The sequence below is a fragment of the Actinophytocola oryzae genome, assembly GCF_004364325.1.
GTDB lineage: Bacteria > Actinomycetota > Actinomycetes > Mycobacteriales > Pseudonocardiaceae > Actinophytocola > Actinophytocola oryzae.
Map to the genome: position 1 here is coordinate 803,750 of NZ_SOCP01000002.1, position 13,811 is coordinate 817,560.

The window sequence follows — 13,811 nt, forward strand, 5'->3', positions numbered from 1 at the left end:
GGAGTGAACATGACCCTGACAACCGCCCCCTCGATCACCGCGGCGGACCTCATCCGCCTCTCGGCGGCACTGGCGCTCGTCGAGGCCAACGACACCGAGTCGGTGCTCGCCACCGCGATGCCGTCCCTCGGTGCCGCCGAGCGCGAGGCCGTCGTCCGGCACGCGACCTTCACCCACGCGGCACTGATGATCTTCGTCGACACCCTCGACGGGCTGGGTGCCGAGCTGGCGGCCCACGGCGTCGAGGTCGGCCCCGCCATGCCCAGCGTCGTGGTCCGCGACCGGCTGAGCAGCCGGTACGGGCTGCCTGCCGCGGACCTGACCGTGGGCATCCTGCACGCCACGGCCGCCGACCGCGCCGGGCGGCCGTGCCAGGTGGAGATCTTCGCCATGGTCACCCCGCCGGAGCTGGCCGAGGTCGCGGCCGACGAACGCAGGCACGGCAGGGAGAACCACTTCGCGCTGGCCATCGCCGAGCCCGACCCGGTCGTGTTCGACGGTCTGCGGTCGGTGATCGCGGCCCGGATGCGCCCGGACGGCGGCGGCTACAACGACGTCGAGGACGCGACCGTCCTCTACTTCCGCGACGCCCACCACCCCGACCCGACCTTCCGCCGCCTCGAGCTGCACTGTGCGGGCCACTTCCCGGGCCTGGTCGACACCCACCGGCGCGCGTCGGCACCCGCCACCGGCCTCCTGGAGCTGATGACCGGCGCCTGGGCCACACAGGCGATCGCGACGGCCGCCGAGCTGCGCCTGCCCGACCACCTCGCCACCACCACCGACCTGCCGTGCCTCGCCGAGGCCACCGGCGCGGACGGGGAGAGCCTCGGCAGGCTCCTGCGCTACCTGACCACCCTCGGCGTCGTCCACACGGCGGCGGACGGCTACGAGCTGACCGACACCGGCGCTCTGCTGCGCTCGGACGTCGACGGCTCGATGCGCCCGCTGGCCCTGATGTACGGCGGCCCGTTCTACCGGTCCTTCGCCGCGCTCACCGACGCCGTCCGCACGGGAGACGAGTCCTACGCGAAGGTCTTCGGCGTCCACCACTTCGCGCACATGGCCGCCGACCCGGGCCTCGCGGACCTGTTCCACCGGTCCATGGGCGCGAGCAACCCCATGTTCTCGGAGGTGACCAGGGTCGTCGAGTTCGCGGGCACGGTCGTCGACGTGGCGGGCGGCAACGGCGAGCTGCTGGGCCGCGTCCTCCGCGCCAACCCCGACGTCCGGGGTGTGCTGTTGGAGCGCCCGCACGCCCTGGCCGCCGCCGAACGCCTGCTGGCCGACGTGGCGGACCGCTGCACCCTGGTGGCGGGCGACTTCACCGAGTCCGTGCCTGCCGGCGGTGACACCTACCTGCTGTCCCGCGTCCTGCACGACTGGGACGACACGCGCTGCGCCGCGATCCTGGCCACGTGTGCCTCGGGCATGCCCGACCACGCCCAGCTGCTGGTCGTCGAGCGCCTGCTCCCGGAGACCTGCGACACCGACTCGCTCGCGGTGCCGTGGGACATCCACATGCTCTGCAACGTCGGCGGTCGCGAGAGGACGGCGGCGCACTACCGCGCGCTGCTGTCCGGGGCGGGCTTCGAGATCACCGCCATCCACCCGCTCCCCCTGGACGCACACGTCCTGTGCGCCAGGAGGAGTGACGGCCAGGAATACCCGGCCCCGCGAGTCGTTGGGAGATGATGTGACGACACTTGGACTGATCGGCAGTGGACACATCGGCTCGACCGTGGCGAAGCTCGCGGTGGCGGCCGGGTACGACGTGGTCCTGAGCAACTCCCGGGGCCCCGAGACGCTGGGTGACCTGGTCGCGGAGCTGGGCGAGAAAGCTCGTGCGGCGACCGCGGAGGAGGCCGCGCTGGCGGGGGACATCGTGGTGGTTTCCATCCCGGTCAAGAACTTCCGGGACGTGCCCGTGGCGCCGCTCGCAGGCAAGGTGGTGATCGACACGGGCAACTACTACCCGGCGCGCGACGGGCAGATCGCCGAGCTGGACAGCGGCGCGTCGACCACCACGGAGCTGGTTGCCGGGCACCTGTCCGGGGCGAGGGTGGTGAAGGGCTTCAACAACATCTTCTTCCGCCACCTCGCCGAGCTGGCCCGCCCCTCCGGCGCGGACGACCGCAGCGCGATCGTGATCGCGGGCGACGACCAGGACGCCAAGAAGAGCGTGACGGAGTTCCTCGACGCCATCGGCTACGACACCCTCGACGCCGGTTCGCTGGCGGACAGCTGGCGCTTCGAGCCGGGGACTCCGGCCTACGGCCTGTTGTACGCGGGCGGCGCGGAGAACTTCATGGAGGAGCCCGGCCACCCGACCGGCGCGGCGGCACTGCGTGAGGCACTCGACGCCGCACAGCGCTGACGCCTGCGGACTCTCTCGGGACGACGTCGGCCCGGCCGCGTGCCGGGCCCCGTTGCCCGCGATCCCGTCGCTGACCCGGACGACGAAGGCAGGGAGAAACCTCACTCCCTGCCACTTCCAACATATAGCGCACCGGGGGGCTTGCCACAAGACCCCGCTCGTGCCGCAGAATCGGCGGCCGTAACCACAACCTGCGCGAACATGGGTTCCGCCGCGCGGTCGTGGGCGCCCGGCGCGGGGTGTGCGTGCCGAGACGGAAGTCGTCGAACGAGGGGGTTTCATGGTTGACGTGATCGTCGTGGGCTGCGGTCCGACCGGCGCGATGCTGGCGGCCGAGCTGCGGCTGCACGGCGTGCACGTGGTCGTGCTCGACAAGGACGCGGAGCCGACCAGGATCGAGCGCTCGACCGGCCTCCACGCACGCAGCGCCGAGGTGCTGGACCAGCGCGGCCTGCTGGGGCGGTTCCTCGCGCTCGGCACGGAGTACCCGCTCCGCAGCGCCTTCGCGGGCATCATGAGGCCGGCCCCGGACCGGCTGGACACCGCGCACCGCTACACCCTGGGCATCCCGCAGACCATCACCGACCGCCTGCTGTACGAGCACGCCGCCGAGGTCGGCGCCGAGATCCGGCGCGGCTGCGAGCTGGTCGGCCTGAGCCAGGACGAGGACGGTGCGACCGTCGAGCTGGCCGACGGCACGCGGCTGCGTTCCCGCTACGTCGTCGGGTGCGACGGCGGGCGCAGCACCGTGCGCAAGCTGCTCGGCGTCGGTTTCCCCGGCGAGCCCGCCGGCAAGGAGTGGCTGCTCGGCGAGGTGGAGCTGACCGAGTCGGCGGAGGCGGTGGCGGCGGTGGTGGCCGAGGCCCGCGAGACCCACAAGGGGTTCGGGGTCGGGCCCATCGGCGGCGGGGTGTTCCGCGCCGTCGCGCCCGCCGCGGGAGTGGCAGAGGACTCCTCTGTCCCGCCGACCATCGACGAGCTGAAACAACAGATCCGGGCGATCGCGGGCACCGACTTCGGCGTGCACTCCGCGCGCTGGCTGTCCCGGTTCGGCGACGCCACCCGGCTCGCCGACCGGTACCGGGTCGGTCGGGTGCTCCTGGCAGGAGACGCGGCGCACATCCACCCGCCGATGGGCGGGCAGGGGCTCAACCTCGGCATCCAGGACGCGTTCAACCTCGGCTGGAAGCTGGCCGCCGAGGTCGGCGGCTGGTCGCCGGAGGGGCTCCTGGACACCTACGAGACCGAACGGCGGCCGGTGGCCGCCGACGTGCTGGACAACACCCGCGCGCAGGTCGAGCTGACCTCGCTCGAGCCGGGTCCCCAGGCGGCACGCAAGCTCCTTGCCGAGCTGATGGACTTCGAGGAGGTGACCCGGTTCCTGATCGAGAAGGTCACCGCGATCGGGATCCGCTACGACCTCGGCGACGGCCACGAGCTGCTCGGCAGGCGGCTGCGCGACATCCAGCTGAAGGGGGGCCGCCTGTACGAGCGGATGCACGGTGGCAGGGGACTGCTGCTGGACCAGACCGGCAGGCTCTCGGTGGAGGGCTGGGCGGAGCGGGTCGACCACGTCGTGGACGTCAGCGAGGAGCTGGACGTGCCCGCGGCGCTGCTGCGGCCGGACGGCCACGTGGCGTGGGTCGGTGAGGACCAGCGGGACCTGATGGGGCACCTGCCGAGGTGGTTCGGCGCGGCCTCTCAGAACTCCAGGTAGACGGCGGTCGCCTGGTCCGCGCCGGAGGTGAGTGCCGCTGCCATGTCCGGTTTCAGCAGCGGTAGCGCCTCCTCCGGCGTGGCCCAGCGCCACTCGGACAGCTCCGCGGCCTGCAGCCGGATCTCCAGCGCGTCGTGGGTGCCCATGTCGAAGACGAACGCGAACCGCGCGGAGCGGCGCCGCGCGGGCCGCCACGTCACCGCGAGCGGGCGGCCGGGCTCGAGGTCGACGCCCAGCTCCTCACGCAGCTCGCGCCTGCACGCGGCGGTGGGCGGCTCGCCGCGCTCGAGGCGGCCGCCGGGCAGCTGCCAGTGCCGCTTGCCGACCGGGCGGACGATCAGCCACCGGCCGTCCGGGTCGCGGATCAGCCCACGCGCCGTGGCCACACGCGCGGGGACGGGACGCCATCGGAAGGAGAACACCCGGGCATTCTCCTCGACGGAGTCAGACCTGCGTGCCGTCGGCGTCGGTGACGACCGTGCGGATGCCCGCGGCCAGGAAGGGCGCCAGGGCGGCCGGGTCGACGCCGTCGTCGGTGACCAAGGTCCACCCGCGGGGCAGGCGGGCCCACGCGTGGAAGGGGCGGCGGCCGAGCTTCTCCGCGTGCGCGAGGACGTAGACGTGCTCGGCGCGGTCGGCCATCAGCTCCTTGAGCCGGGTCTGGTCCAGCTCTGCCTCGCAGATGCCGCTGTCGGCGGTGACGCCGTCGGCGCCGAGGAAGGCGCGGTCGAAGGTCATGCGGTCCAGCGCGGCCTCGGTCAGCGGGCCGACGAACCCCTGGGACACGTGGCGCAGCGTGCCGCCGAGGCACTGGACGTGGATCTCGTCGACGTCGGCCAGCGCCTGGAGGACGGTCATGCTCGTCGTCGCGACGGTCAGGGGGAACGTCGTGCGTAGTTCCAGGGCGAGCGCGCCGACGGTGGAGCCCGCGTCGAGCAGCACGTTCTCCCCGGGACGGACCTGGCCTGCCGCCCAGCGCGCGATGCCCTGCTTCTGCTCGAACGCGTCGCCGATGCGTTGGCGCAGCGTGCTCTCCGGGTGCGGGTCGAGCGCGATGGCGCCGCCGTAGGTGCGTGCCAGCCTGCCCTCGGTGGTCAGCTGGGCCAGGTCGCGGCGGATGGTCGACGCGGTGACGTCGAACTCGGCGGCCAGCTCCTCGACCGACGCGAGCCCGGTCGTCGACGCGAGGCGCACGATCCGCTCCCGGCGCCAGCGTGACCCGTGGCGCTGCCCATCGCTCGGCACGGCGCTCCCCTCAGCTCGTTGCCCCGGCGGGCCTCGGTGACATCTGCGCGGCCTGGCGCAGCGCCTCGATCATGCTCCGCACGTCAACCTTGCCGGTACCGGCGATGTCGAAGGCCGTGCCGTGGTCGACCGAGGTGCGGATCACCGGCAGGCCGACGGTGATGTTCACGCCCGCGTCGATGCCGAGCACCTTCACGGGCGCGTGGCCCTGGTCGTGGTACATGGCGACGACGAGGTCGTAGTCACCCCGGCCGGCGACGAAGAACGCGGTGTCGGCCGGCAGGGGGCCGCGGGCGTCGATGCCGTCGGCACGCAGCTTCTCGATGGCGGGGACGATCTTCTCTTCCTCTTCGCCGTAACCGAAGAGGCCGTTCTCGCCTGCGTGGGGGTTGATGCCGCACACGCCGATCCTGGGGTTGGGGATCCCGGCCCTGGCGAGCGCGTCGTGGCCGCGGCGGACGGTGCGCTCGACGAGTCCCGGCTCGATGCGGTTGACGGCGTCGACGAGGCCGATGTGGGTGGTGACGTGGATGACCCGCACGGTCGGGGTGGAGAGCATCATCGACACCTCGTCGATGCCGCAGAAGTGGGCGAGCATCTCGGTGTGGCCGGGGTAGCGGTGGCCTGCGGCGTGGAGTGCCTCCTTGTTGAGCGGGGCGGTGCAGATGCCCTGGACGTCACCGGCGAGTGCCAGCTCGGCGGCGACGCGGACGTACTCGTAGGCGGCGTGTCCGGCGACGCTGGACAGCGTGCCCCACGGCAGGTCGGCGGGCAGCAGCCCGAGGTCGATGACGTTGATGCGGCCGGGGGTGAACTCGGCGTCGGCGACCCGCTCGACGGTGACGATCTCGGGGGACAGGCCGAGCACCCCCGCGGCGGCCCGCAGCCGTGCCGCGTCACCGACGACGACCGGCCGGCAGTCGTCCCGCGGCTCGACGAGAGCGCCGACGACGACCTCGGGTCCGACCCCGGCGCCGTCGCCCATGGTCACGGCGATCAGCGGGGTGTTGGTGCTGGTCATGGGTGACATGCCTTCCGTCGGGTGGGTCCACTCGCCACGCAGTGCCGCGACGATGGAGGTGAGGGAGTCGGGGCCACCGAAACTGCCCGGGCGGGTGACGACGAGCCGCCCGTCGTCGGTACGGCTGCGGACGGCCCCGTGGTGCACGGAGTCGATGGGGTGGAGTGCGCGTACACCGAGCGCGTCGAGTACGCGCCGGGCGGTCTCCCCGCCGGTGAGGACGAGCGGGGTGTCGGTGCCGGCCACGACCCGGGCAGCGAGTGTGGCGAGACTGGCGGAGATGGCACGGGAGCGGGTCGGGTCGACGGCGGCGCCGGGTGTGGGACGCAGGACCGCGGCTCCGCCGCGCAGTGCCTCGATGACCTGTTCGTCGGCGTCGCCGGGCGTGACCTCGGTGGCCCCCTCGGCGATCAGGCGCCGAACCTGCTCGCGAGCGACGGCCTCGGCGGTGCCGACCACGATGAGCGGGTGGCCGGGGTAGCTCGCTGCCAGGGTGCGGGTCAGTGCCTTGTCTGGCGCGGTGGCGTCCCAGTCCGTGAGCGGCTCGTCGTGCGGGGTGGTGGGACGGTCACCCTCGGCCGCGTGGGGGAGCGCCATCGCCCTGCCCAGGGCGGCGGCCACCCCGCCAGAGCCCGCGAGCGCCACGCCGTCCGGGGCGGCGACGACTATCGCGTCCAGGTCGGTGTCGGTGGTCGCGTCGCAGACCGGGACCAGTCCCGCCGCCACCGCCGCACGGAGAGCCGCAGGCAACTCCGGGGACCGGATCGTCGCCAGGGGGATCACCGTTGTCCGCAGAGGCGACAGCGCCGCCGCCACCGTCGTCGGTGCCTGCCGGGCTTCCGCCGCCCACGCGGGCACCTCCGCCAGTGGCCGCCCATCGACCGTGACCACCCCGCCGGCCACCACCCGGTCCAGCGCGGGCAACGCAGGCGCCACCACCACCGGCCCGACCGCACCCACCAGTGCGGCCAGCGGACCACGGAGCAGCGAGTCGATCTTCACCAGTACCCGTGCGCCCGGCGTGGCCGAGACCGCCGCAAGCACCCGGGCCGACACCTCCTCGGCCGGCAGGTGACGCGCATCGAGATCGGTCACGCACACCGCACCCCGCGGCTGCCCAGCCAACACCAGCGTGGCCGACCCACTGCGTGTTGTGAGCAGCGAAGCGACCTCCGCAGCCCCGGAGAGATCATCAGCCACGGCGTGTAGAGCCACCCGATCGTCGCTGATCATCGCACTCCTGTCGCTCCGTCGAAGGATATCGTTCGCGGTGTCCAGCGTGACACATGATGCGCGAAACGCGCCAGCCTCTTGCGCGAAACACGCAACTCGTGTCACGGTGACCCACGCAACATCCACATGCGACACGCATTGACGTGAGAGGTCGACGATGACCCCACCTGGACGCGAGCCAGCGCTTTCGCGGCGTTCGTTCCTGCGCATCGGTGCCCTCGTCGGCGCCGGCGTGGCGTTCGGACCGTCCCTCGCCGCCTGCGCCGGACCGACCGGCGCCGCGGGCCCGGGCACCATGACGCTGGCGCTCAACCGCTCACTCGTGAGCCTCGACAACAAGCTCAACCAGTTCGACGCCGCCGTCACCGTGCAGCGCGCGGTCCGCCAGGGCCTCACGAGCATCGACCGGGACCTGCGGGTCACCAACGTGCTCGCCGAGCGGTTCGAGCTGACCGCCCCGACACAGTGGACAGTCCGCCTGCGCGACGACATCCGCTACTCGGACGGCAGCCGGGTCGCCGTCGCCGACGTCGACACCGCGCTCGCCATGTACCAGCAGGTGCAGGGCAGCTTCCTCGCCGGCTTCTTCCCCGAGTGGCCCAGGGTCAACCAGCTCGACGACCGCACGTTCACGCTCGACACCGAGCGGCCGTTCCCGGTCCTCGACTACCTGATGGCCAACATCCTCATCACCCCGGCGAAGGACAACAAGCCCGAGGAGCTGCAGTCCGGCATCGGCACCGGACCCTACGTCGTCGCCGAGTCCAGCCGGGGCACCGGCGACTACACGTTGCGCCGCAACGAGAACTACTGGGGCACCCGCGCGGTCGTCCCCGAGGTGCGCGTGCGGTTCGTGCCGGAGGAGTCCAGCCGCGTCGTGTCCATGCGCTCCGGCGAGGTCGACGTGATCGACACGATCTCGCCCGACTCCGCCGACCAACTCGCGGGCCTGCCGGGTGTGCACGTCGAGTCCGTCGACGGCACGCGCACCAACCAGCTCTTCTACAACTTCCGCAAGCCCGAGGACCACCCGCTGTCCAACCCGAAGGTGCGCGAGGCCCTCACCTACGCCATCGACCAGCACGCGCTGGCCAACGACGTGCTCGCCGGCTCGGTCACCTCGGCCACCGGCGTCGTCGCGGCGACCCTGCGTGGCGCCACCGACAACCACGCCTACACCCACGACCCGCGCAAGGCCAGGCAGATGCTCGACGCGGCAGGCGTGCGCGACCTCGAGCTGACGCTCATCTGGGAGTCCGGCGAGTTCGCGAGCGACGCCTTCGTGATGGAGGCCGTCACCCAGATGCTCGGCGACGTCGGCGTCCGCGTGAAGCTGCACGAGTTCCAGCCCGGCGGCGACATCTCCGCGTGGCGCCAGGGCAAGGGCGGCGACTGGGACGTGCTCGGCAACGGCTACGGCAACCCGACCGGCCTCGCGCTCACCAGCCTGCAGGGCATGTACGGCGGCACGCCGGAGAAGGAAGCCACCCGCGACACCTACCAGGGCTACGTCTTCCCCGACGTCGCCCAGCTGATCGTCGACGCGTCGTCCGAAGTGGACGATGACCGCCGCGACCAGCTCCTCGCACGGGCACAGGACGCCGTGTGGGACACCTGGCCGTGCCTGTGGGCGTTCGTGCCGAACTCCGTACTGGCACAACGGGACCGCGTGCGTGACCTGCTGCTCGCGCCCAACAACTCCTACGACCTCAGTGCGACGAAGCTGGAGGCGTGAGAATGCTTCGATACCTGGCCAAGCGGATCGGCCAGAGCGTGCTCACGCTCGCGCTGACCATCACGGCCGTGTTCGTCCTGTTGCGACTCGCGCCTGGCGACCCCGCCTACGCCTACGCCGGCCCCACCGCCACGAACGAGGACCTGGCCCGCATCCGCGAGCAGTTCGGCCTCGACGGGTCGATCCTCAGCCAGTTCGGCACGTTCCTCAAAGGACTGGTGCACGGCGACCTCGGCACCTCGTTCTCCTTCCAGGCACCCGCGCTCGACGTGGTGATGGAACGCCTGCCCTACACCATCACCCTGGCGTTGGCGGCGATCATCGTGACCGCGGTCGTCGCGGTGCCGCTCGGCGTGTGGATGGCGCGGCACGTCGGCACCGCCCGTGAGTTCGGCGCCAACCTCACCACGATCGCGGCGCAGTCGATGCCGGAGTTCTGGAGCGGCATCATGCTGCTCACGGTGTTCGCGGTGCTGGTGCCGATCCTGCCCGCGTCCGGGTTCGCCACGTGGGGCGGGCTGGTGTTGCCGACGCTGACCGTCGCGCTGCTGCAGGTCGCGTTGATCAGCCGGATGGTCGGCCGCGAGATGTCCGGTGCGATGTCCGCGCCGCACATCACGGTCGCCAGAGGGCGCGGCGTGTCCGAACGGGCGCTGACCTGGCGTTACGGCATGGCGAACTCGGCCATCCCGGTGCTCACCGCGCTCGGCACCCGCTTCGCCGCGATGCTCAACGGCGTCGTGGTCGTCGAGGTGGTGTTCGCGTGGCCGGGTGTCGGCTCACTCGTCGTCCGCGCACTCGAGACCCGCGACTACCCGCTGATCCAGGCCACCGTCCTCGTCACCGCCACGCTCACCGTCCTGGTGCAGCTGCTCGTCGACCTCGCCTACCCGCTGCTGGACCCGAGAGTCCGCCTCACGGACAGGACCTCGGCCCGAAGCGCCCCGTCGGCGTTGCGCGTCCAGGAAGGAGCAACGGTATGACCGTCACCGCAACCCCGCCACCCGCCGCCGCCACCCGGCCCAGCCGGGTCACCGAGGCGGACCTCCGCCGCGCGGGGGTCCGCAGGCGTGGGCGCAGTGCCCGGGTCAAGCTCTGGACCGGCGCCATCTGCACCCTGCTCGTCGTCGTGCCCGTGCTGCTGGCCGGTGTGCTCCCGCTGCAGGGCCCCGACGAACAGGACCTCGGCGCGCGGCGGCTCGCGCCCTTCACCGACGGGCACCTGTTCGGCACCGACCAGATCGGCCGCGACGTCCTGTCCCGCGTGCTGCACGGCGGCCAGACCTCGCTCGTCATCGGGCTCCTGGCCGTGCTCGTGTCGGGTGTCATCGGCATCACCCTCGGCGCGCTCGCCGGCTTCTACCGGGGCTGGGTCGACGCGGTGGTGTCCCGCCTGCTCGAGGCGCAGATGTCCCTGCCGCTGCTGTTGATGCTGCTGCTCGTGGTCGCGTTGTTCGGCCCGTCGATCACCGTGATCACGTTCGTCATCGCCATCGCGCAGTGGCCCGAGGTGGCACGGCTGACCCGGTCGCTCGTCCTGGTCGAGCGCGGCAAGCCCTACGTGGCCGCGGCGACCGTGCTCGGCCTGCGCAGGATCGCGATCCTCGCCAGGCACGTCGTGCCGAACATCGTGAAGCAGGCGAGCCTCGTGGTGCTCCTGCTGCTCGCACAGGCGGTCCTGCTGGAGAGCGCCCTGTCCTACCTCGGTGCCGGGCCGGAGCGCCCGTTCGCCACCTGGGGCCGGATCATCTCCGACGGCCAGGACTACATCACCACGTCCTGGTGGCTCGTCACGCTGCCCGGCCTGTTCATCGTCCTGCTCGTCGTCGGCGTGAACCTGCTCGGCGACGGCCTGCGTGACCGCACGGCCCGTTCGAAGAGGAAGGAGGCCTGAGATGACCGACGCCCCCCTACTGGAGGTCGAGGACCTGCAGGTCGAGATCATCACCGCCACCGGAGTGGTCCGCGCGGTCGACGGCGTCTCGTTCCGCGTCGAGCGCGGCGAGACCGTGACGATCATCGGCGAGTCCGGCTCCGGCAAGTCCACCACCGCGATGGGCGTGCTGCGGCTGCTGCCCCCCGAGGCCGTCGTCTCCGGGCACGTCCGCCTCGACGGCGTCGACGTGGTCGCCGACCCGAAGGCCGCGGCCCGCCTGCGTGGCCACGCGGTCGTCCTCGTGCCACAGGACCCGATGACCTCGCTCTCACCCGTGCACACCATCGGCCGCCAGCTCGGCGACGCGGTCCGGCTCGCGGGCACCCGCGGCAAGGCCGAACGCACGGCCCGCGCGGTCGAGCTGCTCACCTCGGTACGCATCAAGGACCCGGCCGACGCACTGCGCAGGTACCCGCACCAGCTGTCCGGCGGGCAGCTGCAGCGGGTGCTCATCGCCATCGCGCTCGCCGGCAGCCCACGCCTGCTCGTCGCCGACGAGCCGACCTCCGCGCTCGACGTCACCGTGCAGGCCGGCATCCTCGACCTGCTGCTGGAGCTGCAGGAACGCACCGGCGTCGGCATCCTCATGATCACCCACGACCTCGGCGTCGCACGCCTGGTGTCCGACCGCATCCACGTGATGCGTGACGGCGCCTTCGTCGAGTCCGGCGCCGCGGCCGACATCGTCGACCGGCCCGGACGCGAGTACACGCGGGCGTTGCTGGCCGCCGTGCCGAGGCTGGGTACCTTCACCGACGAACCCGTGGGGAGCACCCGATGAGCCCGCTGCTGTCCGTCGAGGACCTCGTCGTCTCCTACGGCGGCCTGCGTGCCGTCGACGGGGTGAGCTTCACGGTCGACGAGGGCACGACCCTCGCCATCGTCGGCGAGTCCGGCTGCGGCAAGTCGTCCGTGGCGAACGCACTGGTGCGGCTGGTGACCCCGGAGTCCGGGCGCGTCGTCCTCGACGGCGTCGACATCGCCAGGATGCCCGAGCGCACGCTGCGGCCACTGCGCCGCAAGATCCAGATGGTGTTCCAGGACCCGTACGGCTCGCTCGACCCGCACCTGACCGCCGGCCGGATCGTCGCGGAGCCGCTGTCCGGCCTGTCCCGCGCCGCACGGGACAAGGAGGCCGCGCGGCTGCTCGACCTCGTCCGCCTGCCTGCCGGGATCGCCGAGCGCAGGCCGGCGGAGCTGTCCGGCGGGCAGCGCCAGCGGGTCGGCATCGCGCGTGCCCTGGCCACGAGCCCCCGGCTGCTGGTGTGCGACGAGGCGACGAGCGCGCTGGACGTGAGCGTGCAGGCGCGGGTGTTGGAACTGCTCACCGAGCTGCAGGCCGAGCAGGGTCTCACCTACCTGTTCATCTCCCACAACCTGGGCGTGGTGCGGGAGATCAGCTCGCGGATCGTGGTGATGCGGGCCGGCGTGATCGTCGAGTCCGGCACCACCGCCGACGTGCTCGCCTCGCCGACCCACGAGTACACGAGGAGACTGCGAAGGGCCGCGCTCGACCCGACCACCATGCGCGGCGTCAAACCACGCGAGCTGGTGGCACAACGATGACCTTCACCGTCCCCGGGGCACCCGTCGCCTCGTCCCGCCTGGTGCTCGGCACGATGACCTTCGGCGACACCGTCGACGCGGCGGGCGCGGCGGCCATGCTCGACGCCGCACTCGACGCGGGCATCACCTCGGTGGACACGGCGAACGGCTACGCGGGCGGCGAGACCGAGCGGATCCTCGCGCCACTGCTCGCCACCCGCCGCGACCGGGTCGTGCTCGCCACGAAGGCAGGCATGCCGCACCCGGACGCCGGCGAGCACGCCCTGTTGTCCGCGAAGGGCCTGCGGCTCTCGCTGGAGGGTTCGCTGCGCAGGCTCGGTGTGGACCGGGTCGACCTGTTCTACCTCCACCAGCCAGACCGGGCCACGCCGATCGAGGAGACGCTGACCGCCGTGGCCGAGGCCGTCGACGCGGGCCTGGTCGGCGCGCTGGGCGTGTCGAACTACTCGGCGTGGCGGATCGGCGAGGTCAACACGGTCGCCGACCGCGTCGGCTGTCCCCGGCCGGTCGTCGCGCAGCAGCTGTACAACCTGCTCGCGCGCCGCGTCGAGGAGGAGTACCTGGAGTTCGCGCGGGTCACCGGCCTCGCCACGATGGTGTACAACCCGCTCGGCGGGGGCCTCCTGACCGGCAGGCACCGCTTCGACGAGGACACCACCGCCGGCCGCTTCGGCGACTCGCGCCTGGCCGCCATGTACCGCGACCGGTACTGGCAGCCCGGTTTGTTCGCGGCGGTCGAGCGCCTGACCGAGATCGCGGGCGACGCGGGTGTGCCGCTGACCGAGTTGGCGCTGCGCTGGCTCGCCGGTAGCGACGATGTCCACGCGATACTGCTCGGTGGCTCGAAACTCGCGCACCTGCGGCAGAACGTCGACGCGGTGGCGGCAGGCCCGCTGCCCGACGACGTGTTCGCCGCGTGTGCCGAGGTCGGCGCCGCACTCCGCGGCCCGATGCCCGCCTACCACCGCTAGGAGGACGTTC

The 13,811-nt window shown here is 72.3% G+C and carries 12 protein-coding genes; 9 read left to right on the forward strand and 3 right to left on the reverse strand.

The window, feature by feature from the left end; translation table 11 throughout:
- Positions 1-9: 9 nt before the first annotated feature.
- The 3 genes from CLV71_RS07280 to rox all read left to right on the forward strand — a co-directional run bounded on the left by CLV71_RS07280 (position 10) and on the right by rox (position 4,094).
- Entirely contained in the window at positions 10-1,695 is a 1,686-nt protein-coding gene (locus CLV71_RS07280; RefSeq protein ID WP_133901812.1) for a methyltransferase, read from the forward strand.
- A 1-nt stretch (position 1,696) separates the two neighbouring features.
- Positions 1,697-2,377 (forward strand): NADPH-dependent F420 reductase, encoded by a 681-nt coding sequence (locus CLV71_RS07285; RefSeq protein ID WP_133901813.1) that lies wholly within the window; start codon positions 1,697-1,699, stop codon positions 2,375-2,377.
- Between the two features lie 280 nt (positions 2,378-2,657).
- Complete coding sequence (gene rox, locus CLV71_RS07290) at positions 2,658-4,094, forward strand: rifampin monooxygenase (RefSeq protein WP_133901814.1); 1,437 nt, start codon at positions 2,658-2,660, stop codon at positions 4,092-4,094.
- On the opposite strand, the gene CLV71_RS07295 is transcribed toward rox, so the two are convergent.
- Genes CLV71_RS07295 through pdxA form a run of 3 tightly spaced genes read right to left on the reverse strand, consistent with a single transcriptional unit; the run spans position 4,079 to position 7,803 of the window.
- Complete coding sequence (locus CLV71_RS07295) at positions 4,079-4,516, reverse strand: NUDIX domain-containing protein (RefSeq protein WP_133901815.1); 438 nt, start codon at positions 4,514-4,516, stop codon at positions 4,079-4,081. The two genes, rox and CLV71_RS07295, sit on opposite strands and share 16 nt — an antisense overlap.
- 22 nt (positions 4,517-4,538) lie before the next feature.
- A complete protein-coding gene (locus tag CLV71_RS07300; protein ID WP_133901816.1) occupies positions 4,539-5,339 on the reverse strand; it encodes a DeoR/GlpR family DNA-binding transcription regulator in 801 nt (266 codons plus the stop codon).
- Positions 5,340-5,349: 10 nt separating this feature from the next.
- On the reverse strand, positions 5,350-7,803 hold the full coding sequence (gene pdxA, locus CLV71_RS07305) for a 4-hydroxythreonine-4-phosphate dehydrogenase PdxA (RefSeq protein ID WP_341771460.1): 2,454 nt from the start codon (positions 7,801-7,803) through the stop codon (positions 5,350-5,352).
- On the opposite strand from pdxA, the gene CLV71_RS07310 reads away from it, so the two are divergent.
- The 6 genes from CLV71_RS07310 to CLV71_RS07335 are packed head-to-tail and all read left to right on the forward strand — an operon-like array spanning position 7,751 to position 13,801.
- Positions 7,751-9,328 carry an ABC transporter substrate-binding protein gene (locus CLV71_RS07310; RefSeq protein WP_133901818.1) on the forward strand — a complete coding sequence of 526 codons (1,578 nt, stop codon included), beginning with the start codon at positions 7,751-7,753 and terminating at the stop codon, positions 9,326-9,328. The two genes, pdxA and CLV71_RS07310, sit on opposite strands and share 53 nt — an antisense overlap.
- A 2-nt stretch (positions 9,329-9,330) precedes the next feature.
- The gene (locus tag CLV71_RS07315) at positions 9,331-10,311 is read left to right on the forward strand and encodes an ABC transporter permease (protein WP_133901912.1); all 981 of its coding nucleotides are present in this window, start codon (positions 9,331-9,333) and stop codon (positions 10,309-10,311) included.
- Positions 10,308-11,222 carry an ABC transporter permease gene (locus tag CLV71_RS07320; RefSeq protein WP_133901819.1) on the forward strand — a complete coding sequence of 305 codons (915 nt, stop codon included), beginning with the start codon at positions 10,308-10,310 and terminating at the stop codon, positions 11,220-11,222. Before CLV71_RS07315 ends, CLV71_RS07320 begins: the two co-directional genes overlap by 4 nt.
- A gap of 1 nt (position 11,223) precedes the next feature.
- Positions 11,224-12,045, forward strand: a complete 822-nt coding sequence (locus tag CLV71_RS07325) for an ABC transporter ATP-binding protein (RefSeq protein ID WP_133901820.1) — start codon at positions 11,224-11,226, stop codon at positions 12,043-12,045.
- Complete coding sequence (locus tag CLV71_RS07330) at positions 12,042-12,830, forward strand: ABC transporter ATP-binding protein (protein ID WP_133901821.1); 789 nt, start codon at positions 12,042-12,044, stop codon at positions 12,828-12,830. Before CLV71_RS07325 ends, CLV71_RS07330 begins: the two co-directional genes overlap by 4 nt.
- Positions 12,827-13,801, forward strand: a complete 975-nt coding sequence (locus CLV71_RS07335; protein WP_133901822.1) for an aldo/keto reductase — start codon at positions 12,827-12,829, stop codon at positions 13,799-13,801. Before CLV71_RS07330 ends, CLV71_RS07335 begins: the two co-directional genes overlap by 4 nt.
- Positions 13,802-13,811 lie beyond the last annotated feature (10 nt).